The following is a 23,600-nucleotide window of genomic DNA, read 5'->3' on the forward strand; positions in this document are numbered from 1 at the left end:
CCATGGCGCCTACCCCGGAATATGATTTCATCATCGTCGGCGCGGGTTCGGCCGGCTGCGTTCTCGCGAACCGTCTGTCGAAGAACCCTGCGAACCGCGTATTGCTTATCGAGGCTGGCGGCAAGGACCAAAATCCGCTCTTCCGGCTGCCAATGCTAATGGGCAAGCTATTCCATTCGGGCATCTACAACTGGCACTATCACACGGAACCCGAGCCCTATCTCAACGGCCGGTCCCTCTATTGGCCGCGAGGCAAGGTGCTGGGCGGAACCTCCACGATCAACGGCATGATTTACGTGCGCGGCAATCGATATGACTACGACCGCTGGGCGCAGCTCGGCCTGCCTGGCTGGTCTTATGACGAAGTCCTGCCGGCATTTCGCCGCTCGGAAGCGCATATCCAGCGCAATGGGGAATTTCACAACGCAGACGGCGAGCTCACTGTCTGCCGTGCCCGTGGCCACAATCCACTGATGGACGTATTCTGCGAGGCAGGACTGCAGGCCGGTTATCCCCAGAACGACGACTTCAACGGTGCGTCTCAGGAAGGGTTTGGTCGCTACGATTTCACCATCCGCAAGGGCAAGCGCTGGTCCACATCCTGGGCGTTCCTACGCCCGGCGCTCGGCCGCAAGAACCTTACCGTACTAACCGGCGCCGAAACGACGCGTGTCCTCATCGAGGGCGGCCGGGCATGCGGTGTCGGATATTTGAAGGATGGCAGGCCGGGCCTCGCGCGTGCAGGGCGCGAAGTCATCCTGTCTGCCGGCGTGGTCAACTCGCCCAAGGCGCTGTTGCTTTCCGGCATCGGGCCGGCAGACGAACTGCGCGCGCTCGGCATCAACCCGATGCTCGACCTCCCCGGTGTCGGCAAGAACCTCCAGGATCACGTCGACTGCGTCATGAGCTGGGAATGCCGGGAGCCGATCACGCTGTTTGGTGATCTACGCGCTGACAAGCTCATTCCTGCTGTCGCGCAAGGGATGCTGTTCGGCGAGGGTGTCACGACGACCTTTCCCTACGAGGCTGGTGCGTTCATTCGCTCGAATGACGGTCTGGTCTCGCCCGACATTCAGCTGCATTTCATGCCGGCGCTGGAAAAGACCGCCAACCTACATTTCCCCAACCCCTTCGCCAAGAAGCGGGCCGTGGAGGCCGATCATGGGTTCACGATCCGCGTTGGACCCGTCAATCCGGCGAGCCGCGGCGAGATCACGCTGCGGTCGGCGAAGCCCACCGACAAACCGAAGATCCAGGCGAACTACCTCCAGTCCGACTTCGACGTCCGCACGATGATCGACGGCATCCGGCTGACGCGCGACATCGTCGGTCAGAAGGCTTTCGACCGCTACCGCGGCAAGGAGCTGGCGCCTGGTCCGGAATCGCACGACGATGCGGGGCTGACCCGCTGGCTGCGGGCCACGGCCATGACGACGTTCCACCCTGTTGGCACCGCCAAGATGGGTAATGATCCCATGGCGGTGGTGGATGCGCAGCTCAAGGTCCATGGCATCGCGGGTCTGCGTGTCGCCGACGCCTCGATCATGCCGATCATCTCGAGCGGCAACACCAACGCGCCCGCCATCATGATCGGCGAGAAATGCGCCGAATTGATCCTGAACAGCTAAGGGAGTGATCCGATGATCCTCGAACACCGCACCTATACGTTCAAGCCGGGCACGGTCGACAAGTGGATGAAGAAATACGAGGCTGACGGTCTCCCTGTGCAAAAACGCCATCTCAACACGTTCGTCGGCCTCTACGCTTCAGAGCTCGGGACGCTTCACACGACCGTTCTCATGTGGGCCTACGACAGTCTTGCCGATCGCGAGGCGCGCCGGTCGGCAATGTATGCCGATCCGGATTGGCAGAAGTTCATCTCCGAAGTCTGGGCACTTGATGCGATCCAGAAGCAGGCGGTGATGATCATGAACCCTGCATCCTATTCGCCGCCGCTTTGAGACGACCAGGCACGTGTCGCCATTGCCCGCGCGTGTCGGAATGCGCATGACACAAGACAATTAACAAAAGAGGGAACGATCATGACTGACAAGGCTTCACAACACATAATGCACCGTCGCACATTCCTACAGGCGAGCGCGGGCGCCGCTGCGCTCGGTATTGCCGCCAGCATCGTGCCCGAATTTGCCAGGGCGTCCGGTGGGCTGGTCGCACTGGTCCACACGCAGGCCGCCGGCGACAACGGCCCGGTCGATCAGATGATCGCCAAGCTCAAGCAGCTGTCGGAAGAGAAGGGGTTTGAATACCGCGCCGTCTACGCGCAGGACCCCGCAACCTACGAGACCATCTACCGCACGCTCGGTGACGCAGGTGCTGCGATCATCATCTCCACCTTCAACGAAGTGGCCGAGCCCTTCAAGGCGCTGGCGCCGTCCTATCCCGGTACCAAATGGATCCAGCTGTTCGCCGACCCCTTCGAGCCGGCGATCCCGAACGTGGTGACGGTGTCCTACGACTACTATCTCGGCTGCTATCTCTCTGGCGTCTTTGCGGCCAAGATGACAACGACGGGCAAGACCGGCTTCATCGGAGGTGTTTCGATCCCGCCGCTCAACGCCGATTTCAACGCGTTCAAAGCCGGCGTCCACTCGATCAAGCCGGACGCCAGCGTCATCGCCGCCTTTGCCGGCTCGTTCCAGGATCCTGCAAAGGGCCAGGAAATCGCCACCCAGATGTACAATGACGGCATCGACTACATTCAGACGGACGCAGCCGCCACCGACGGCGGCATTATCGCCGCAGCCAACGAAAAGGAAGGCCGCATGGTGAGCTGCCTTGCTCCAGGACAGTACGCACTCGGTCCGAAGTCGCTCATCTCCATCGTCGGCCTCGATTTCGGCGTCTCGCTCTACAACGAGGCAACGAAGGCCGTCGGTCCTGAATGGAAGGGCGGCACGCACGAGCATACGGGCCTTGGCACCGGCGTCATCGACTTCATTCCCTCGCCGGTCTTCGCCGAACAGGGGCCGCCTGAGCTGAACGCCAGGGCGAAGGAAGCGCTTGTCGAGGTCGAAAAGGCGCGTGCCGGTATTCTTGATGGCTCCATCAAGGTTCCGTTCAACACCACGCTCTGAGCCTCCGGCGCCGGCCGCAGGGGCGGCCCCGGAGCCTTGACGGAAAACCGGCATCGGCCTTTGCCTTAGGGGAGGGCCGCCGGACGTTCGCGGATCGTCTTCCTTCCTGTTGACGGTCCGTGAGCCTTCGCTCTCGATGGGAACTTTTGATGTCCAACCTTCTGAAGCCTGCGCTGGAGTGCCGAGATGTCACCGTGAAATTCGGAGACGTGACTGCACTGTCGGGCGTTGCCGTTTCGTTTGTTCCCGGCCAGATCCACGCGGTCGTGGGCCAGAACGGCGCCGGTAAGACAACCTTCGCCCGCGTCGCTGCGGGGCTCGTTCAACCGACTGCCGGTGCCGTCGACGTGATGGGCCACGAAATTCGCACCGGCCAGGTCAGCGTGAGCCGAACGGCGGGTGTGGAGCTGGTTCATCAGAGTTTCGCCCTGCCGCCATCCTTCACGGTCGCAGAAACCATGGAGTTCGGCGCCACTGGCAAAGGTGGTATTTACAGCCGCAAGGGGCTCGCCAAAAAATGGCGGGGGCATATCGCCGACCTCGATGTCCAAGTTGACCTAAGCCGGCGGGTCCGCGACTTGCCGATCGAGACCCAACAGGGCATCGAGATCGCAAGGGCGCTCGTGATGGATGCGCGCGTGCTCATCCTCGACGAGCCGACCGCGGTGCTCTCGCCCTCCGGCATAAACATGCTGTTTGCTCGTGTCCGCCGCCTCAGGGAACGTGGCGTTACCGTCATCCTGATCCTGCACAAGATCCGTGAGGTGCTCGGCATCGCCGACACGGTAACGGTGTTGCGCGGCGGCCGAAAGGTCGAGGGGCCGCTTCCGATAGCCGAGGTTTCGGCCGAGAGGCTCGCCAACCTGATCGTCGGTGAAGCGGTTGCCCAGACGCTCGACCGGCATGAGCGCGACGCGCTGGTCGGAACGAAACCGCCCTCAGGCGAGGGCGCAGGTCATCCAAAAAATGCGAAAGGTCCGAGCGTGCTATCCTTGAAGGCCGTCTCCACGCGGCCCGACAGTGAGGGCATCGCACTCGATGGCGTCGATTTGGACATTCGCCCAGGCGAGATCGTTGGCATAGCAGGCGTGGAGGGCAACGGACAAAAGACGCTGGTGCGCGCCATTTCCGCCCTTGCCGATCTTGCCGGCGGATCGATCGTGCTTGCAGGCCATGACGTGACCGGCAAACCGCTCGCCGCCCGTCGCGCGATTGGCCTCAGGATCATTCCCTTCGAGCGCAACGTCGAAGGTCTCAGCCTCACGAGTTCGCTCTGGCAGAACTGGAGCGCAAGGAAGTTGCTGCAGGGAAGCCTGCTCAAGGTGATCCGCCCCTCGGCGATGCGCGAAGCCTGCGACCGGTCGCTTAGGGAATGGAGCGTTCACTACCACAATTCAGCTCAGAAGGCGGGGTCCTTGTCGGGCGGCAATGCCCAGAAGGTGATCCTTGCGCGCGAGGTCGATCGCGATGCCAGGCTGATCATCGCGGCTCAGCCGACCCGTGGTCTCGACATCGGTGCCACCGCCTTCGTGTGGCAGGCGCTCCGGCAGGCACGCGATCGCGGTGCCGCCATCCTTTTGATTTCGTCTGATCTCGACGAGCTGTTCGACATCTCCGACCGTGTGGTGGTGATGCTGTCGGGACGTGTGAACGGCGAATTCCGCGCGCCCTTCGATGTCGCGTCGGTGGGCGCAGCCATGACCGATGCGGCTGCGAGGGTAAGCGCATGAAAGACAGTCTCGTCACGGTTGCCCGCAGCCTGATCTTCGTCGCCTTTGCGCTCATCCTGTGCGCGCTGGTGTTCCAGTTTGCCGGCTACAATGCGCCGGTCATGCTCTGGGCGGTGGCCGACGGCGCCTTCCTGCGCAGCGGTGCGATCGAACAGAGCCTCAGATGGGCATTGCCACTGTTCATCACGGCCGTAGGCGTCGGGATTTCCTTCCGGGCGGGTTTCTTCAACATCGGCGCACAGGGCCAGTTCTATGTCGGCGCAATCTGCGCTGCCTTCGCCGCCGAGGCATTCAAGGGCGGGCCGGCTTTCCTCGTCATCCCGGCACTCATCATCACCGGTATGCTGGGCGGCGCCCTCTGGGCTCTCTGGCCGGGGCTTCTGAGGCTACGGTCCGGCACCGACGAGGTGATCACCACGCTGATGGGCAACTTCATGGCCGGCCTGCTTCTGGTCTATGTGAGCTCGGGACCGCTCAAGGATCCTTCGGGGTCCGGTCAGCAGGCATCGAGCCGCCCTCTCGACGCGGCCTACCGCATCTCGGACTCGCTTGGCCTATCCCCGACCATCATCGCCATCGGGGCCGCCGTCGGCATTTTGATGTGGCTCCTTGTCAACCGCACGGCATTCGGGGTTCTTGCAAGCCTTGCCGGCCGCAACGGCACGATGGTGGAGTGGCAGGGCGCGCGGCTGTGGAAGCTCGGCCTGTCGAGCTTCATCGTCTCGGGCGCACTGGCGGGTCTTGCCGGAACTATCGAGTTCATGGGGCCGAACGGCCGCATTGCGTCCGGGTTCCTGCCGGCCCACGGCTTCACGGCAATCCTGATCGCACTCGTCGCCAATCTCTCCGTGGTCGGCACTGCGGCGGCGGCGGTGTTTTTCGGCGGCCTCGCCTCGGCGGCGCTCTATCTGCCGATCATGGCCGGGCTGCCGGCCGCCGCGATCGACATCATCAATGCGGCGATCGCGCTGTTCATCACAGCAAGGTCGAAACTCGTCGACCAAGTGCTGCGTCTCGGAGGACGCCCGTCATGAACGAGATCATCATCGCCATCCTGCGTTCCGGGACGCCGCTGATCTACGTCACCCTCGCTGGCGTCATTGCGCAGCGGGCAGGGGTGTGGAACCTCGGTCTCGAGGGCCTGATGATCATCGGTGCCTGCGCCACGATCGTCGGCATCATGCTGACCAACTCCATCGTTGCGGCCATCCTCATCGCCATCCTCATCTGTGTGCTTGCCTCCGTCCTCCTCTGGTTCGTCATCGACAGGTTCAAGGCCAATCCGATCATCGCCGGCCTCGGCCTGACGGGCCTTGGCGTCGGTGGCACGGCGCTCGCCGTTCAGTCGATCTTCGGAAGCCAGGCGAGCGTGACCGCACCGTTCGGCATTCCGAATCTCGGGCCGGCCTTCGGCGCCTATGGCGTGCTGTCGATCGCGGTCGCCGCTATGCCTTTCGTCGTCTTCGGCATGTGGGTACTGCTTCGCCGCACACGCTTCGGTCTCCGGCTCGCCGCTTGTGGCGAGCATCCCTTCGCTGCCCGCAGCGTCGGGGCCAATCCCTCGCGCATGCGCCTCGTGGCGCTTGCGCTCGGCGGGGTGCTGTGTGCCATCGGCGGGGCGGAACTTGCCGCCGGCAGCCTGCAGTTCTTCGCCCAGGGCATGACGGCGGGTCGCGGCTTCATGGCCTTTGCTGCGGTCATCTTCGGCGCTTCCCATCCGGTGGGGGCCACTTTCGCCGCGCTGTTCTTCGCCGTCGTTGGCGCGCTCGGTATCCGGGCGCAATTGATGTTCGGCGACAAGATGCCGCACGACCTTCTGCAGGCTTTGCCCTATCTCGCGACTGTCTTCGGCGTCTGGCTTTCCGGCAAGCTGCGCGGCGGCGCGAAGGCCGCCAGCTCGTTTGCCGAACTCAAGGATCAATAGGGAGGCACCATGAAGTTCGCGCAACGCCATCCGATCCAGGATGTCTGCATCCTGGTCACCGACCTCGAGGCTTCGATCCGCTTCTACACGCACAAGCTCGGCTTCGAACTCAAGCACCGTGCACCCCGCTTTGCCGATTTCACTGGCGCGGGGCTGACGCTCGCGCTCTGGGAGCGGTCGCATATCGAAAGTCACACTGATGTGCGCGTGCCCGAAGGGTCGGCATCGGCCGTGCTCGTGGCGGTGCGAGTCGACAGCCCCGCTGATATCGATGCCCTCTATGTGGACCTCGAAAAAGATGGCGTGACCTTCGTCAATCCCCCGGCCGACTACCCTTGGAACGCTCGGTGCCTCTATTTCCACGGGCCTGACGGGGAGACCTGGGAGCTTTACGCCTGGCTTGATGGCGGCGCTCCTGGCAGGGTGGCCGCATGACACGCAAGCTGATCATCCTAACCGATCCGGGTCAGGACCAGGCGGCTGCGATCCTGATGATCCTCGGGCAGAAGCAAACGTTCGAGGTTCTCGGACTGGTCGCCACCGCCGGCAACATTAACCTCGATCACACCATCGCTAACTGCCTGAAGCTGATGGAATTGGCCGGCCAGCCGGATATTCCCGTGTTCGCCGGTTGCTCGCATCCGATCATCCGTCCGCTGGTTACGGCTGAGCATGTGCATGGTCCGACCGGTCTCAACGGTCCGGACCTGCCGCCGCCGTCGATCAAGCCGCAGGAAAAGCACGGCATCGATTTCATGATCGACACCGTCTGCGCGCATCCCGGCGAGGTCACCATATGCTCGCTGTCCCCCGTGACCAATTTGGCCATGGCTTTACGCAAGGCGCCCGACATTGCCGGCAAGATCCATGAGGTCGTCGCGATGCTCGGAGCCTATTTCGAGGTCGGTAACATCACGCCGGCGGCGGAATTCAACTGCTATGTGGACCCCGAAGCCGCGGACGTCGTGCTGAAAGCCGGCATCAAGACCACGCTCCTGCCGCTCGACGTGACACACCGGATGCGCTCGACGCCGGAGCGGCTCAGCGCAATGCGGGCTCTTGGAAACCGCTGCGGCGTGGCGACCGCCGAAATGCTGGAATATTCCCAAGCCTTCGACCTCAATAAATACGGTTGGGAGGGCGCACCGCTGCACGGGCCATGCGTGCCCGCCTTCATGCTGGCGCCGGAGATGTTTTCAGGCCGACAGATCAATGTCTCGGTGGAGCTCAACGGCACGCTGACAGCGGGGATGACGGTCGCCGACTGGTGGCAGACCACCGACCGTCCGAAGAATGTCTTCTATGTCAGGGATGGCGACCCCGTCGCCTACTACGATCTCCTCCTGCAATCTTTGGGAAACCTGCCATGAGTGAAATCCTGATCCGCAACGCGACAATCGTCGCTATGGATGCTACCCATGGTGCAGCGCCGTTTACCGGTGATATTCTGATTGATGGAGGAAAGATCAAGGCGATAGGTGCGGCGCTTGCCGCCAAGCCGGATGCGAGCATCATCGAGGGGCACCGCAAGCTGGTCATGCCTGGACTCGTGAACGCCCACACCCATTCCAGCGAGACCTTCCTTCGCGGCCGCTACGAGCGCATGCCGCTTGAAGTCTGGCTGCTCTATGCCTATCCGCTGCTGATGAACGACCCGATCGGCGAACGCCTGCTCTACCTTCGCAGCCTGCTGCTGGCGATGGAGTCGTTGCGTAACGGCGTCACCACCTTGTGTGACGATTTCTTCGATCCGCCCCGGCACGATCTCGACAGACTGGCGATGGTGTTCCGCGCTTATGACGATGCAGGCATCCGCGCCAATGTCTCGAGTGCCGTGATGAACGTCCACACGCTCGAAGCGCTGCCCTTCGCGCGCGAGGTAATGCCCACTCAATTGCAGAACCTTCTCGATTTCGGCCCGCCCATGACTGCCGCCGCGTATCTGGACTACTGCAAGTCGGCCTTCTCCAGCCTGCATGGCAAGTCGGGCCGCCTGAATTTCATGATTGCGCCCTCGGCGCCGCAGCGTTGCTCGCCTGATCTCATGGCCGCTTGCATGGATCTTGCGATCGAAAAGCACGTGCCGTTCCACACGCATATTTTGGAAACCAAGACCCAGGCCGTGACGGGCCACTTGCTTCACGGCAAGTCGCTGATCGCTTACATGGCCGATCTTGGCCTTTTGAAGCGCAACACAACCATCGCGCATTCAGTCTGGGTGAGCGATGAGGACATGTGCCTGATGGGGGAGGCGGGTGTCTCCGTCGCCCACAATGCCGTATCGAACATGAAGCTGGGTGCCGGCATCGCTCCGATCCGCCGCCTGCTCGATGCAGGAGTGACGATTGGCCTGGGCACCGATGGCGTATCCTCGAACGACACCTCGCGCATCTTCGATGTTATGCGTGTTGCCGGTCTCGTCCACAGCGTTGCCGGGCCTGACTATGAGAAATGGGTTGCGGCGGACGAGATTCTCGCGATGGCCACGATCGGCGGTGCGAAGACGGCGTTGTTGGAACAGGTGACCGGCTCGCTTGAGGCCGGCAAGGCGGCAGATCTGCTTATTCTCGATTTGCGCAACTACCCCTTCATGCCGCTGAACGATCTGGCCAAGCATTTGGTCTATTCGGAGAACGGTTCGTCTATCGAGACCGTGATCGTCGCCGGTCGGATCGTGATGCATGACAGGCGGTTGACCGCATTGAATGAACCGGCCATCTTCGAGGAGATTGCCGAGTTGGTGCCGGCGTATCTTGCCGAACATGCTGACCTCGAGCGCCGCAACAGAATTTTCGAACCTGTTATGGCGGAGATCCACCATAGGGCGGCTCTGATGAATATCGGTCTGAACCGCTACCAGGGTACGGCGCCTGATAGCGGCCGTAGAACATAATTCAGTTCATTGCTGCACCGTGACCACGAGCGCCACTGTCGCGCGAGCGGTTTCGTCTTGGTTGAAGGGAGCGGGCATCACGAGCCCCGCGCACGGCTTTTCGCAAGGATGTTCACGTTCTGGGCTAAATAGATCGCATAATGTATCATCGGGAAGCTGGCCACGGTGGGGTCGGGCCCAGTCGTCGAGCATGGCCGCAACTTCTACTGCGCCTCCCTTCCGGCGCGGAGAAGGTACGGGTGCCCCTTCGACGGGAAGGCAATCGGCAACCTGTTCCAACAAGAAGTCTCTGACACGTTAAATTGGGCCTCCAGCCAGCGCATCAGCGCGCTGGCTCATTCCGATTCGACAAGATTGCTCAACGGCGAAGCCGCCCCATCGGAAAAGCCTCTGTAACGGAGGTGACTACGGTTTAGATGCGCCCGCATCGCTTCGCGTGCTTGCTCGGCGTTTCCGCTGCTGATCGCTTCGCAGATGGCCCTGTGCTCTCTCACCGTGTTCTGAATATACTCAGGTGTGATGAGCGCAGGATTGAGCTCTTTCGAGAAGGCAGGTCGGGGAAGGATCTGAAGGCTCATTAGATTGAAGAACTCGATGAAGGCGCCATTGTTCGTTGCTTCCGCGATCGAGCGGTGGAAGACAAAGTCGAGCTGGTCGAGTGCTGCTTCGTCGTCGGTCGAGGCTTCAAACTGACGTGCGGCGTTCCAGATATTCGATTCTTGAGCCCAGGACCGCCGGGTCGCCGCAAGTCCGGCAGCATGTACCTCGAACGCCATCCGCAGTTCCAGAAGGTCAATGAATGACGTCTTTAGCCGCCGGAGAGGTGCCAGCGTCAGCTCGGTATCATCACCGCCCGAATCTTCTGAGCGCGGTGCGTCCCGCACGAAAACGCCCACGCCATGTCGCGCCTCGACGATGCCATCGGACCGCAGCGCGGACACAGCCTCGCGAATGACTGTGCGGCTCACGCCGAATTTCTGGGAGAGTTCACTCAGCGATCCAAGTTTGTCTCCCTTGTCAAGTTGACCCTCACAAATGTGGGCCTTCAGTGCCTGTATCGTTCGGCTTGTCAGTGTGTCCAATGTTCACCCGTTCAACTAGCGCTGCTTTTTCGTTTGTTTATGTCCCAAGATAAGGATTCGCGGCCTCTCTGACAAGATAGCACTACTTGCAAGAGTGGTAATATCTCTGCCCGGAGTTGGCTGAGCACGAAGTGTGCGCACTCTCGGCAGAGGTTGCCCCTTCGCCTGCGCTTGAGTTCCCATTCCTCTGCGTATAATTCTCAAAAAAATTTTCAATGACAGCGAGAGATTCGCCCGGCGCACGGGTTTCACCACCGCGCTAAGTGCCGAAAACATAAGGGCATTATGAGAATGACGCCTCTTGGTCGCCGACAGAGATAGTATCTCTAATTTCCATATTGACATGTGATACTATTTCAATAAGGTTGGATGCAGCAAGTGAGCCAGAGACATCGCTCGACCAGTGAGGCGAGGGGTGACAAATGGTTCCGGGAACGAAACCTGCGCTTTATCGCGCATAAAAAATCAGATGGAAAACTGCTATGGGTGTCGTCTCTGCACGCCTCTCCGAGCTCGGCATCGTATTGCCTTCGATTGCCCCGGCGTCCGGCAACTACGTTGCTCATCGGCTTGTTGGCTCGCTTCTCTTCGTATCAGGTCAGATCCCGCGTATCGACGGCATCGAACATTTTGTCGGCGTGATCGGACAGGACGTGTCGCCTCAAGACGGCTATCAAGCAGCCCGCCTTTGCGCGTTGAACCTGGTGGCGCGGGTGAGTGCCGCGCTCGACGGCGACCTCGACCGGGTGCTCGCCTGCGTGCAGCTCCGTGGATTCGTGAACGCGCTGCCGGACTTCAAGGGACACCCCGCGGTAATTGATGGCGCGTCCGATCTGCTCGTCGAAATCTTTGGAGAAAGCGGTCGCCATGTCCGCACGGCGCTCGGCGCCGGATCGCTTCCGCGCGGCTCGTCCGTAGAGGTCGACGCCGTGTTTGAAGTCACAACAAAATCCTGACGATACCAGGAAGGGGAACTAGCAATGAGCGAGAGCGCGAATTCCGACAAAGCCATCGACATGATCGGCGTCAACAAGTGGTTTGGCCCCTTGCAGGTGCTGAAGGGCATAAACCTGAACGTCGCACGCGGCGAGCACATCGTACTTTGTGGTCCGTCGGGATCCGGCAAGTCGACGTTAATCAGGTGCATCAATCACCTGGAGGAAATCCAGCAAGGTTCGATATCCGTCAACGGGACACAGCTCAGCAAGAGCGGCACGAATGCCGACCATATCCGTCGGGACGTCGGCATGGTGTTTCAGCAGTTCAATCTCTTTCCTCATCTGACGGTGCTCGACAACTGCATGCTGGCCCAGCGTCGGGTTCGTAGAACCTCCGCGACCGAGGCCAAAGAAAAGGCAATGGGTCATCTGGAGCGCGTCCATATCGCTGAGCAGGCGTTGAAATATCCCGCGCAGCTTTCCGGCGGTCAACAACAGCGCGTCGCGATCGCCCGTGCGCTTTGCATGGACCCAAAGATCATGTTGTTCGACGAGCCGACCTCGGCGCTCGATCCCGAAATGGTCAAGGAAGTGCTCGACACGATGGTATCGCTCGCGGACGACGGCATCACCATGATCTGTGTCACGCACGAAATGGGCTTCGCCCGGGCCGTTGCCCACCGTGTCATTTTCATGGACCGGGGTGAGATCATCGAAAGCGCCAAGCCCGACGCATTCTTCAGCAATCCGAGCCATGAACGCACAAAGGCGTTCCTCAGCCAGATCCTTAATCACTAGGCGGAGGTGGCAGATGCAATATTCCTTTGATTTTGCCCCGGTCTTTGCCGCCTGGCCAATGTTCCTGGAGGGCGCCATTCAGACGCTCAGAATGTCGGCCATTTCAATGGTCGCGGGCCTTGCGCTGGGGATCGTCTTCATGCTGATGCGGATAAGCAGGCTTGGCCCGGTCCGGACGATCGCGATCGGGTACATCGAAATCATCCGCAATACGCCGTTTCTCGTACAGGTCTTCTTCATCTATTTTGGCATGCCGACACTCGGGATCATGCTGGGTGGTGAAGAGGCGGCGATCCTGGCCATGTCGCTCAACTGCGCGGCCTACGCCGCGGAGATAGTTCGCGGAGGAGTGCAGTCGATCCGCCCCGGCCAGGTCGAAGCGGGCAGGGCGCTTGGCCTCCACACGATCGACATCTATCGCTTTATCGTCTTCCGGCCAGCGATCCGTGCGGTCTATCCGGCGCTATGCAGCCAGTTCATTCTGATGATGCTGAATTCGAGCCTGGTTGCGTCGGTCTCCGCTGAGGAACTGACTTACATGGCGCAGACGCTGGATGCCCAAACATTCCGCAGCTTCGAGATCTACTTCGTGCTCGGTGCGATCTATCTCCTGCTGTCCCAGTTCTTCTCTGTCGCGCTGCAGTTCATCGGCAGAACCTACTTCTCGTATCCGACAAAGTGAGGCCGAAGCGATGATCCGTGAATTTGGTTTCGGAGAGTTCCTGTTCCTGCTGGAAGGTGCCCGCTGGACAGCCCTCCTCTCCCTGCTCGCCGTAACTTTCGGCGGTGCGCTGGGTCTTGCCGTAGCACTCGGTCGGACCAGCAAATGGGCATGGATGCGTGGTCTGATGGCAACCTACATCCAGATCTTCCAGGGGACGCCGCTGCTGGTGCAGTTGTTCATCGTTTATTTCGGCCTGCCGCTTCTCGGTCTTAAGGTCGATATCTGGGTGGCGCTGACCATTGGCTTGTCACTGCACACGAGCGCGTTTCTCGGCGAGATCTGGCGTGGCAGCATTCAGGCCGTGCCCCCCGGCCAGAGCGAAGCCGCCCGCGCACTTGGCATCGGCTATGTCCACCGCATGATCGACGTCGTCCTGCCGCAGGCCTTTCGCATCGCCCTCCCTGCCACCATTGGCTTTCTGGTCAACCTTATCAAGGGCACTGCGCTTGCCGCACTCCTGGGCCTCACCGAGCTCACCCGTTCCGGCCAGCTTATGGCGAATATCACCTTCCAACCGCTGCAAGCCTACGGGGCGGTCGGGCTCGTATACTTCTTCATCTGCCTGCCCCTGACGACCTTCAGCGCAAGGATCGAACGGCGCCTCAACGCCGCCCGATAACAAGAACGCATGATTTAACCCAACCAGAGGTACACAGCATGTTCAATTCAGCACTGACAATTTCGCGTTCCAGAGTCGTGTCGGGAGTAGCGGCAGTTCTTCTGACGGCAACCGCCTTCGCCACTGGTGCAGAGGCCGTCACCCCCGAAGAGATCAAGGCAAAGGGCACGGCCGTCATTGGGGTCCAGATGGACCAGTTTCCCTGGGGCTTCATTGACCAGAACGGTCAGAATGACGGTTTTGACATCGAAATCGCCAAGCTGATTGCTCAGGAACTCGGCGTCGAGGTGAAATTCGAGCGGATCACGGGCCAAAACCGCATTCCGCTACTCGTCAATGGCAATGTCGATTTCCTGGTGCCATCCATGACGATCACGGAAGAGCGCGCTAAGGTCATCCAGTATGTGATTCCCTATTCGTCGAACGACATCACCGTTTGGGCGAAAAAGGACGCCGAAATCAAGGGTAACGAGGATCTCGGGAAGTATGTGATCGGCGTCAATCGAGGAAGCGTATTCGAGCCGGTTTTGGTCAAAGCCGCGCCACCAAGCACTGAAATCAAGCGCTTCGATGACGATGCGACAACAGTTCAAGCGCTGCTTTCGGGCCAAGTCGATGCGATCCTTGGAAGCGTTACATATGGCTTGGTGATTAAGGAGACTGGGCATAGCGCCGAATACGAGCGCAAGTACAAAGTTGCCGACAACTTCCAGGGAATGGCAGTGCGCAAGGGCGATCAGGAAATGCTCAACTTCCTCACCGATTTCGTGACCCGTCATACTGCGGACGGCTCGCTAGACGCGCTTTACAAGAAATGGATCGGCGTGGATCGCGCGGAGCTTCCGACAACGTTGCCGGGGGTGGATTTCACCGGCAAGCAATAACGCGGAAGCGCTGCGCGTTCGTTTAGCCGCCGCGCAGCGCACCAGAAACATCAATCACTGAAGAGCTTTTTGCCGCCGCCTGCCGTGCGGGCGGGGACTGTCGCTGCGCGTCGAAAACAATCCTTCTGGGCGCGGCGCAACAACAGCTCGTTTACGGAGCATGAGTGAAGAAAATGGCGAAAGATGGCAATCAGATTAGGGTCGGTGTCGATATCGGCGGTACCTTTACCGATGTCGCGATGGAGGTGGGGACCACGCTCCATTCCATCAAAGTGCTGACGGATTATTCGTTTCCCGAAAACGCAATCGTCAAAGGCATTCGTCAGGTCGCCGAGTTGGCGCGCGTGGATCTCGCCGAAATCGACACGATCATCCACGGCACCACTCTTGCCACCAATGCGCTGATCGAGCGTCGCGGCGCGAAAACGGCCTTTATCACTACGAAGGGCTTCCGTGACGTCATCGAGATGCGCACCGAAAGCCGCTTCGAACAATACGATCTTGATATAGTGCTGCCGGCACCGCTGGTTCCGCGCAACGAACGCTTCGTGCTCGACGAACGCATCGGCGCCGATGGCTCGGTGCTCCGGGCGCTGGACCTTTCCGAAGTTGATACCTTGTGCGATCGCATTGTCGCTGCGGGCTACGAAAGCGTCGCTATCGGCTTCATCCACTCCTACCTGAACGGTGCTCACGAGAAAACGGTTCGCGACCGTCTGCTTGCCAAGAAACCGGACATCTCGGTCTCGGTTTCGTCAGAGGTTTCGCCGCAGATGCGCGAGTTCCAGCGCTTCAACACGGTGTGCGCCAATGCTTTCGTCAAGCCGCTGATGGCCTCCTATCTCAACCGCCTCGTCGGCCGCTTAAGGGAAGAGGGAACCCGCTGCCCGGTCTTTATGATCCATTCCGGCGGTGGGATCATTAGCGTCGAAAGCGCCATCGAATTCCCCGTTCGGCTTCTCGAATCCGGTCCGGCCGGCGGTGCGATCTTCGCCGCCCATATCGCCAGCAGCTACGGCCTCGACCAGGTCCTATCCTATGACATGGGCGGTACGACGGCCAAAATCTGCCTGATCGAGAAACAGACGCCGAAGACGTCGAAAACCTTTGAGGTCGCCCGTACCTGGCGCTTCAAAAAGGGCAGCGGCATGCCGATCTCCATTCCCGTCATCGAAATGGTCGAGATCGGCGCCGGCGGCGGTTCGATTGCGACCGTCGACAGCATGCGCCAGATCCGTGTCGGTCCGCACAGTGCCGGCTCCGAGCCGGGGCCGGCCTGCTATGGCCGCGGCGGCGAGAATCCAACGGTCACCGATGCCGATCTCATTCTCGGCCGCCTTGATCCCGACGAATTTGCTGGCGGCGCGATGAAGCTCGACCGTCCCGCCTCGGATAGGGCCATGGATCAGGATGTCGCGTCCAAGCTCGACACAAATGTCGCAACGGCGGCTTACGGGCTCAGCGAAGTGGTCGACGAGAACATGAGCAACGCCGCACGCATGCACGCCGTCGAGAACGGTAAGGAACTCTCCGAATTCACGATGATCGCCTTTGGGGGCGCTGCCCCGATCCATGCCTCGCGCCTGTGCGAGAAGCTCGGTATGTCGGAACTTCTTATTCCGCCGGGCGCCGGCGTCGGCTCGGCCATCGGCTTTCTGCGGGCTCCATTCGGCTTCGAATCCGTCCGCAGCGCCTATAGCCGCCTGAGCCGCTTTGAGGCGAAAACCATCAACACGACCATTTCCGACTTGATCACTGAAGCGACATCTTTCGTCCGCTCAGGAGCACCGGATGCGGACCCCGACCTCGAATGCACGGCCTACATGCGTTATGTCGGCCAAGGCTGGGAGGTGCCTGTCACCATCGATGTGCGCGATTATGTCGACGCCGACGGCGCGCTCTTCCGCAAGCTGTTCGACGAGCAGTACGAACATTTCTTCGGCCGCGTTATCGATGGCCTCGACGTCGAGATCGTCAGCTGGTCGCTGCGGGCCGCCTCGAAGGTCACCCCGCCCGCAAGGATCGGCAAGATCGAAAAGCGCGCCGCCGCCACAGTTCGCGGCGTCCGTGAAATCTTTGATGTTCAGGAAGGCAATTTCCAGGAAGCCTCGATCGTCTCCCGCGACGACATGAAGCCCGGCGACTGGGTTTCCGGTCCAGCGGTTATCACCGAACGCGAAACCTCGACCATCATAACGGCGAGCCGCGAGGTCGTCATGCAAGCCGACGGCTGCCTGCTCGTGCGCGCCAAGCAAGCCGCTTGAACGGAGGAGAAACCATGAAAACCAATGCACTTTCCGACGTCCACATGCAGATCATGTGGAACCGGTTGATCTCCGTGGTCGAGGAGCAGGCGGTCACGCTGATCCGCACCGCCTTCAGCACTAGCGTTCGTGAATCGGGCGATCTGTCCGCCGGCGTCTTCAACCGCGGCGGCAAGATGATCGCGCAGGCGGTAACCGGTACACCTGGCCACGTCAACGCCATGGCGGAAGCGGTCGGCCACTTCATACGCGACATCGGCCCGGAGAACATCTTCGAAGGTGACGTCTACATTACCAACGACCCTTGGAAGGGCACCGGCCACCTGCACGACTTCACCGTCGTCTCGCCGAGTTTTCGCAACGGTGCTCTCGTCGGCTATTTCGCCTGTACCGCTCACGTGGTGGATGTCGGCGGTCGCGGTTTCGGCCCGGATGCGAACGAGGTCTACGAGGAAGGGATCTTCGTCCCGATCATGAAGTTTGCCGAACGCGGCAACGTCAACAAGGACCTCGTGAACATCCTGCGCAACAATGTGCGAGAGAGCCATCAAGTGGTTGGCGATGTCTATTCGCTCGCAGCCTGCAACGAGATCGGCCATCGCCGCCTCATGGACATGATGGGGGAATTCGGTCTCGAGGATCTCGAGGCGCTGGCCGATTTCATCTTCAAGCGCAGCTACGATGCGACGCTCGAGCGGATTGCGGCCCTGCCGAAGGGGTCCTATTCCAATGTGATGCGGGTCGACGGCTATGGCTCGCCGATTGATATCGCCGTGCGCCTCGACGTGGCGGAGGACCATATCCTTGCGGATTTCGAAGGGACCTCGCCGCCAAGCCCGAAGGGCATAAATTGCCCGATCATCTACTCAGCGGCCTATGCCTGCTACGGTCTCAAATGCTCGATCGCGCCGGAGATCCCGAACAACCACGCCTCCCTACTACCGTTTCGTGTGACGGCTCCCCAAAATTGCATTCTCAATGCTCAACATCCCGCACCCGTGTCGGTGCGCCACGTCCTTGGACATCTCGTTCCGGACGCCGTACTCGGCGCGGTACACAAGATGCTGCCTGGTCGCGTGCCGGCGGAAGGGGCGGGTGCATTGTGGAACCTGCACGTCAGCGTACGACCGCTGCAAGGTGAGAAGGCCCCGGCCGACGGTGGTCAGCGTGCCGAAGTTCTGCTGTTCAATAGCGGCGGCGCAGGCGCACGTTCGACCCTTGACGGGCTGAGTGCAACCGCATTTCCGAGCGGCGTTCACTCGATGTCGATCGAGGCAACGGAGCATGTCGGCCCGGTGATCTTCTGGCGCAAGGAACTGCGCGACGGATCCGGCGGGGCTGGTCGTTTCCGCGGCGGGCTCGGTCAGGTCGTGGAGATCTCGCCGACCGAAGGTCACGAGATGCATTTCAACGCCATGTTTGACCGTATCGAGCATCCGGCACGCGGTCGTAATGGCGGCGAAAACGGCGCGCCCGGTGCGGTACTTCTCGACGACGGAACACGGCTGGCTTCGAAGGGCCGGCAGCAAGTGCCAGCGGGTCGCCGGCTCATCCTTCAGCTTCCCGGCGGTGGCGGCTATGGCCCAACCGACAAGCGCGATGCGGCTGCGGTAAAACGGGACAGGGAGTTCGACTACGTCGCCCAGTAATCCTCCCGGTGGCCGGGCGAGGCGATGGCTGCGTCCGGCCACAAATGCGAAATGACCTGAAGGGACCTGGAGATGAAGTTCGAGAACAAGCGGGCGGCGGGCATTACTTCCTCCCCCAGCATGGCGGTCGCGATGGCCGCGAAGAAACTCGCTGCCGAAGGGCACGACATTATCGATCTCTCCCTCGGCGAGCCGGACTTTGAGCCGCCGATGCACGTTGCCGACGCGGCCTGCGAAGCCATCCGTAAGGGCCGGGTGCGCTACGGCGTGCCGGCGGGCATGGAAAGCCTACGCCAGGCGATTATTAGTAAGTTCAAGAGGGAAAACGGGCTGGGCTATGCCCTTGATGAGGTGATCGTAGCGAACGGCGCCAAGCAGATCCTGTTCGACGTTTTCCTCGCCACGCTTGAGCCCGGCGATGAGGTCATTATTCCCACGCCATGCTGGGTATCCTATGGCGACATCGTGTCCTTACACGGTGGCAAACCGGTCTACGTCAACTGCGGACCGGACATTGGATTCAAGATCACCCCCGAGAGATTGGCGGCAGCGATCACGCCCAAGACCCGCTGGCTGATGCTGAACTCGCCGTCCAATCCGACGGGGGCGATCTACTCCGCCGACGAATACCGGGCGCTGGCCGAGGTGCTCGCCCGCCACTTGCCCATATTGGTGATCTCGGACGAGATTTACGAGCACATCCTATTGAAGGACGTGACCTTTGTGTCCTTCGCTACAGCTTGCCCGCACCTGCGTGACCGCACACTGATCGTTAACGGTGTCTCCAAAGCCTATGCCATGACCGGCTGGCGCGTCGGCTATGCTGCCGGTCCGAAAGCCTTGATTGGTGCACTCAACAAGATGCAGTCGCAGAGTGTGACATCCGTCTCGACCATTGCGCAGGCCGCCGCCCTTGCCGCGCTGACCGGAGATCAGGGTTTTGTCGTAAAGGCAGCGGAAACCTTCGCCGACCGGGCGAAGATCATTTCGCAGCATCTTGCGCACATCGACGAGCTCGATTTCACGCCGCCGGACGGGGCATTCTATGCCTTCATCGGCGTTGGAAGATTGATCGGACGGACGACGGCGGAAGGAGAGGTGATCGCCGACGACACGGCGTTTGCCTCGCATCTGCTGCAGCAGTTCGGCCTATCGAGCGTGCCCGGCGCAGCCTTCGGTGCCCCCGGTTTCATCCGCCTGTCTATCGCCGCGTCTGAACAAGAGCTGCAGGGTGCCTGCGAGCGCCTTGCCGCCATGGCTCGATCGCTCGCGGCTTAAAAAAACGTTCCCAATCCAGCGAAAATCAACCGAAGGCATCGGCATTCCGATGCGTTCTCTAAAGGAGTGTCACACCCATGAAAACTGAAGATCTGAAGACGGTGCTCGGCGCCGGCCTGCTATCCTTCCCTGTAACGCATTTCGATGCTGAGGGAAATTTCAATGCCAAGAGCTATGGGGAGCACGTCAACTGGCTCTCAAGCTACGATGCAGCCGCGCTGTTTGCTGCGGGCGGCACGGGGGAGTTCTTTTCGCTGGCGCCAGAGGAAATCCCTCAGATCGTTCGCGTGGCCAAGGAAGCTGCTGGCAAGACGCCGATTGTATCAGGCTGCGGCTACGGCACCAGCATGGCGGTTTCGATCGCCAAGTCGGTTGAAAGAGCCGGGGCCGATGGCATCCTCCTCCTGCCGCACTATCTCATCGATGCGCCGCAGGAAGGGCTCTATCGGCATATCAAAGCCGTGTGCCAGGCCACCGGCATGGGCGTGATGGTCTATAATCGAGACAATTCCGTTCTTCATGCCGACACGCTAGCGCGGCTTTGCGATGAGTGCCCGAACCTCGTTGGCTTCAAGGATGGCACCGGCGACATCGGCCTCGTTCGCCAGATTACTGCAAAAATGGGTGACCGGCTGACCTATCTCGGCGGAATGCCGACGGCTGAGCTCTTCGCCGAAGCCTATCTCGGCGCCGGCTTCACGACGTATTCCTCGGCCGTCTTCAACTTCGTGCCCGGTCTGGCGCTGGAATTCTACAAGGCGCTGCGGACCGGCGAGCGGGGCAGGTGCGAGGAAATCTTGAACGACTTCTTCTACCCGTTCATGACCATCCGCAACCGCGCGAAGGGCTATGCCGTGGCGGCCGTCAAGGCCGGCGTGCGGGCGCAGGGCTTTGATGCTGGCCCCGTCCGCTCGCCGCTTCATGACCTTACGGTGGAAGAAATGGCCATGATGGAAGCCTTAATCGGTCAGTACAAGCGCTAGTCGTCCAAGAGGTCGCCCTCGTCTGCGTGATGAGGGCGACCCTGCCCAGTGCTGCAACGGCCAACTAGTCTATGAAAGGAGACGGCATGCCACTTCACCAGAACCTGATCGCCGGCGAATGGGTCGGCGGAGACGGCGTTGCGAACATCAATCCGTCGAACACCGATGATGTCGTCGGCGAATATGCCCGCGCCAGCGCCGAAGATGCGAAAGCCGCGATCGCCGCGGCCAAGGCCGCCTTTCCCGCCTGGTCGCGCTCCGGCATTCTCGAACGCCATGCGATCCTGAAAAAGACCGCCGACGAAATCCTGGCGCGTAAGGACGAGCTCGGGCGCCTCCTCTCGCGAGAAGAGGGCAAGACGCTCGCCGAAGGTATCGGAGAGACCGTGCGCGCCGGCCAGATTTTCGAATTCTTCGCCGGCGAGGTCCTGCGTCTTGCGGGCGAAGTCGTCCCGTCGGTCAGGCCGGGGATCGGCGTCAAGATCACCCGCGAGCCGGTCGGCGTCGTCGGCATCATCACGCCTTGGAACTTCCCGATCGCCATTCCCGCCTGGAAGATCGCTCCGGCTTTGGCTTACGGCAACACCGTCGTCTTCAAGCCGGCAGAGCTGGTACCGGGCTGTTCCTGGGCGATCGTCGATATCCTCCATCGCGCGGGTCTGCCGAAGGGCGTCCTGAACCTCGTCATGGGCAAGGGCTCCGTCGTCGGCCAGGCAATGCTCGACAGCCCCGACGTCAACGCCATCACCTTCACCGGCTCGACCGCCACCGGGAAGCGGGTGGCCGTCGCCTCGGTCGAACATAACCGCAAGTACCAGCTGGAGATGGGCGGCAAGAACCCGTTCGTCGTACTCGACGATGCCGATCTGTCCGTCGCCGTCGAAGCGGCGGTCAACTCCGCCTTCTTCTCGACCGGCCAGCGCTGCACCGCCTCCTCGCGCATCATCGTCACCGAGGGGATCCACGACCGGTTCGTCGCCGCCATGGGCGAGCGGATCAAGGGTCTCGTCGTCGACGACGCGCTGAAGGCCGGCACCCATATCGGTCCCGTGGTCGATCAGAGCCAGCTCAACCAGGACACCGACTATATCGCCATCGGCAAGCAGGAGGGCGCCAAGCTCGCCTTCGGCGGCGAGGTGATCTCGCGCGACACGCCCGGCTTCTACCTGCAGCCGGCGCTGTTCACCGAGGCGACCAACCAGATGCGCATCTCGCGCGAGGAAATCTTCGGGCCGGTCGCGGCCGTCATTCGCGTCAAGGATTACGACGAGGCGCTCACTGTCGCCAACGACACGCCGTTCGGCCTGTCTTCGGGCATCGCCACCACCAGCCTGAAGCATGCGACGCACTTCAAGCGCAATGCCGAGGCCGGCATGGTGATGGTCAACCTGCCGACGGCGGGCGTCGATTTCCACGTGCCGTTCGGCGGCCGCAAGGCCTCCTCCTACGGCCCGCGCGAACAGGGCAAATACGCCGCAGAGTTCTACACCAACGTCAAGACAGCCTACACGCTTGCCTGAAGAAACAGGACGTAAAGCCGGCGTGTCCAGCCCGCGCAGGGCGCAAGGAAGGAAGAAATGAAGAAGAAAGCTGAGTGGCCGCGCAAACTCCGTTCGCAGGAGTGGTTCGGCGGTACTGGCAAGAATGCCATCATGCATCGCTCCTGGATGAAGAACCAGGGGCTTCCCGCCGACACCTTCGACGGGCGGCCGATCATCGGCATCTGCAACACCTGGTCCGAGCTCACGCCGTGCAACGCGCATCTGCGCGACCTCGCCGAGCGTGTGAAGCGCGGGGTTTACGAGGCGGGCGGCTGGACGGCCAGAGACTTTGCTCAAGAGTTGCCGGCACGTTCCCGCAACGAACCGTAGCGAGGCCAAAGATGCGTTTCCCTCCTGTGCTTACGGGATCGCATAATGTATCGTCTGGAAGCTCGAAAGCTCCTGTGCGGCTGGCTGGCTGGCGCGCACCCGAACACGGGCTCTCTCAACGATGGGGATGCCGGATATACCGATCTGGACCGTTGCGGGCATGATCGCCATTGGCGGGCTGATGAATATTATCGATCTGCTTGCCTGGCTCACTCAGACCCTGAAGCGCATTGCCAACGGCTGGCCGAGGTCAGAAATCGTGGAACTACGCCGCCTGAACGGCTTCAGCTTGCCCCTTACGGTGTCACGCGGCATCGTGGGTGATCAGGTCGTCCCATCGATCGCGTCGAGAACCATTTCCGAGAGTTCGTCGGGCGTGTGAGCGCCACTGTCGAGAATTCGTGTCTCGGGGGGGAGATGTTTCCTGGCAGCCAAGCATCGGGCGACGTTAGCCAATCGCCAGTCTCGGATCTCTGCATTTCGATTTGGATCGGGATGCATGGCCTGATTCGCGATGCGGTGGCGCAGGAGTTCCTCGTTGAGCGTCAGGAAGATATGCAAAAACTGATCGCTAACACGCATTACGCCGTCGAGGATCTCATCAAGATACTCTGGTTGCACCAGGGTCATTGGGACGAATATGTCCTGCGAGTAATGCCTTCGAATCTCTCTGAGGGCCGCGATCGTCAGCCCCCTCCACACGGGAAGATCCTGATAATCCCCGCTCGCTGGCTTGGGGACGGTCGCCTTCACCACGAAGCCGATCTCTTCGGGGTCGAAGATCAGCGATCCGGGTCGCCGATCGCGCAGTCTCTCGGCAAGGGTTGTTTTTCCGGCCCCGAAGGGTCCGTTGATCCAGACTATCATG

The 23,600-nt window shown here is 61.0% G+C and carries 21 protein-coding genes and 1 pseudogene; 20 read left to right on the plus strand and 2 right to left on the minus strand.

The genetic code is table 11. From position 1 onward, the window contains the following. Positions 1 to 2 precede the first annotated feature (2 nt). The 9 genes from AC5J09_RS04505 (at position 3) to AC5J09_RS04545 (ending at position 9,642) form a co-directional block, all read left to right on the plus strand. Entirely contained in the window at positions 3 to 1,628 is a 1,626-nt protein-coding gene (locus AC5J09_RS04505; RefSeq protein WP_494297006.1) for a GMC family oxidoreductase, read from the plus strand. A gap of 12 nt (positions 1,629 to 1,640) precedes the next feature. Then, positions 1,641 to 1,961, plus strand: a complete 321-nt coding sequence (locus tag AC5J09_RS04510; RefSeq protein WP_494297007.1) for an NIPSNAP family protein — start codon at positions 1,641 to 1,643, stop codon at positions 1,959 to 1,961. A 108-nt stretch (positions 1,962 to 2,069) separates the two neighbouring features. Then, positions 2,070 to 3,095: a BMP family ABC transporter substrate-binding protein gene (locus AC5J09_RS04515; protein WP_494297059.1), complete on the plus strand. Its 1,026-nt coding sequence runs from the start codon at positions 2,070 to 2,072 to the stop codon at positions 3,093 to 3,095. Positions 3,096 to 3,244: 149 nt separating this feature from the next. Further along, entirely contained in the window at positions 3,245 to 4,825 is a 1,581-nt protein-coding gene (locus tag AC5J09_RS04520) for an ABC transporter ATP-binding protein (protein ID WP_494297008.1), read from the plus strand. Continuing rightward, positions 4,822 to 5,859, plus strand: a complete 1,038-nt coding sequence (locus AC5J09_RS04525) for an ABC transporter permease (protein WP_494297009.1) — start codon at positions 4,822 to 4,824, stop codon at positions 5,857 to 5,859. The genes AC5J09_RS04520 and AC5J09_RS04525 overlap by 4 nt, the downstream gene beginning before the upstream one ends. Beyond that, positions 5,856 to 6,749 (plus strand): ABC transporter permease, encoded by an 894-nt coding sequence (locus AC5J09_RS04530; RefSeq protein ID WP_494297010.1) that lies wholly within the window; start codon positions 5,856 to 5,858, stop codon positions 6,747 to 6,749. The genes AC5J09_RS04525 and AC5J09_RS04530 overlap by 4 nt, the downstream gene beginning before the upstream one ends. Positions 6,750 to 6,758: 9 nt before the next feature. Then, entirely contained in the window at positions 6,759 to 7,184 is a 426-nt protein-coding gene (locus AC5J09_RS04535) for a VOC family protein (RefSeq protein WP_494297011.1), read from the plus strand. Continuing rightward, on the plus strand, positions 7,181 to 8,119 hold the full coding sequence (locus AC5J09_RS04540) for a nucleoside hydrolase (RefSeq protein ID WP_494297012.1): 939 nt from the start codon (positions 7,181 to 7,183) through the stop codon (positions 8,117 to 8,119). The genes AC5J09_RS04535 and AC5J09_RS04540 overlap by 4 nt, the downstream gene beginning before the upstream one ends. Next, positions 8,116 to 9,642 (plus strand): amidohydrolase family protein, encoded by a 1,527-nt coding sequence (locus tag AC5J09_RS04545; protein ID WP_494297013.1) that lies wholly within the window; start codon positions 8,116 to 8,118, stop codon positions 9,640 to 9,642. The genes AC5J09_RS04540 and AC5J09_RS04545 overlap by 4 nt, the downstream gene beginning before the upstream one ends. 335 nt (positions 9,643 to 9,977) lie before the next feature. On the opposite strand, the gene AC5J09_RS04550 is transcribed toward AC5J09_RS04545, so the two are convergent. Beyond that, on the minus strand, positions 9,978 to 10,724 hold the full coding sequence (locus AC5J09_RS04550; protein ID WP_494297014.1) for a FadR/GntR family transcriptional regulator: 747 nt from the start codon (positions 10,722 to 10,724) through the stop codon (positions 9,978 to 9,980). Between the two features lie 482 nt (positions 10,725 to 11,206). Between AC5J09_RS04550 and AC5J09_RS04555 the strand changes: the two genes are divergently transcribed. From AC5J09_RS04555 to AC5J09_RS04605, 11 genes and pseudogenes are all read left to right on the plus strand, one after another. Next, a complete protein-coding gene (locus AC5J09_RS04555) occupies positions 11,207 to 11,680 on the plus strand; it encodes a RidA family protein (RefSeq protein ID WP_494297015.1) in 474 nt (157 codons plus the stop codon). 24 nt (positions 11,681 to 11,704) lie between these two features. After that, positions 11,705 to 12,460: an amino acid ABC transporter ATP-binding protein gene (locus AC5J09_RS04560; RefSeq protein WP_494297016.1), complete on the plus strand. Its 756-nt coding sequence runs from the start codon at positions 11,705 to 11,707 to the stop codon at positions 12,458 to 12,460. A gap of 13 nt (positions 12,461 to 12,473) precedes the next feature. Beyond that, positions 12,474 to 13,142: an amino acid ABC transporter permease gene (locus AC5J09_RS04565; RefSeq protein WP_494297017.1), complete on the plus strand. Its 669-nt coding sequence runs from the start codon at positions 12,474 to 12,476 to the stop codon at positions 13,140 to 13,142. Positions 13,143 to 13,152: 10 nt separating this feature from the next. Then, a complete protein-coding gene (locus tag AC5J09_RS04570) occupies positions 13,153 to 13,803 on the plus strand; it encodes an amino acid ABC transporter permease (RefSeq protein WP_494297018.1) in 651 nt (216 codons plus the stop codon). A 38-nt stretch (positions 13,804 to 13,841) separates the two neighbouring features. Then, complete coding sequence (locus AC5J09_RS04575; protein WP_494297019.1) at positions 13,842 to 14,687, plus strand: transporter substrate-binding domain-containing protein; 846 nt, start codon at positions 13,842 to 13,844, stop codon at positions 14,685 to 14,687. A 173-nt stretch (positions 14,688 to 14,860) separates the two neighbouring features. Continuing rightward, positions 14,861 to 16,951, plus strand: a complete 2,091-nt coding sequence (locus tag AC5J09_RS04580) for a hydantoinase/oxoprolinase family protein (RefSeq protein ID WP_494297020.1) — start codon at positions 14,861 to 14,863, stop codon at positions 16,949 to 16,951. 14 nt (positions 16,952 to 16,965) lie between these two features. Next, positions 16,966 to 18,600 carry a hydantoinase B/oxoprolinase family protein gene (locus AC5J09_RS04585; protein WP_494297021.1) on the plus strand — a complete coding sequence of 545 codons (1,635 nt, stop codon included), beginning with the start codon at positions 16,966 to 16,968 and terminating at the stop codon, positions 18,598 to 18,600. Positions 18,601 to 18,672: 72 nt separating this feature from the next. Beyond that, positions 18,673 to 19,878, plus strand: coding sequence for a pyridoxal phosphate-dependent aminotransferase (locus AC5J09_RS04590; protein WP_494297022.1), 1,206 nt, complete (start codon positions 18,673 to 18,675; stop codon positions 19,876 to 19,878). A gap of 77 nt (positions 19,879 to 19,955) precedes the next feature. Continuing rightward, positions 19,956 to 20,861: a 5-dehydro-4-deoxyglucarate dehydratase gene (kdgD, locus tag AC5J09_RS04595; protein WP_494297023.1), complete on the plus strand. Its 906-nt coding sequence runs from the start codon at positions 19,956 to 19,958 to the stop codon at positions 20,859 to 20,861. 86 nt (positions 20,862 to 20,947) lie between these two features. Continuing rightward, positions 20,948 to 22,381, plus strand: coding sequence for an aldehyde dehydrogenase family protein (locus AC5J09_RS04600; protein WP_494297024.1), 1,434 nt, complete (start codon positions 20,948 to 20,950; stop codon positions 22,379 to 22,381). A 57-nt stretch (positions 22,382 to 22,438) separates the two neighbouring features. Further along, positions 22,439 to 22,726 (plus strand): annotated as a pseudogene (locus AC5J09_RS04605) (dihydroxy-acid dehydratase domain-containing protein); the annotation flags it as partial. A gap of 330 nt (positions 22,727 to 23,056) precedes the next feature. On the opposite strand, the gene AC5J09_RS04610 reads toward AC5J09_RS04605, so the two are convergent. Further along, a complete protein-coding gene (locus tag AC5J09_RS04610) occupies positions 23,057 to 23,599 on the minus strand; it encodes an AAA family ATPase (protein ID WP_494297025.1) in 543 nt (180 codons plus the stop codon). Position 23,600 lies beyond the last annotated feature (1 nt).

The sequence above is a fragment of the Sinorhizobium sp. genome (assembly GCF_059070375.1).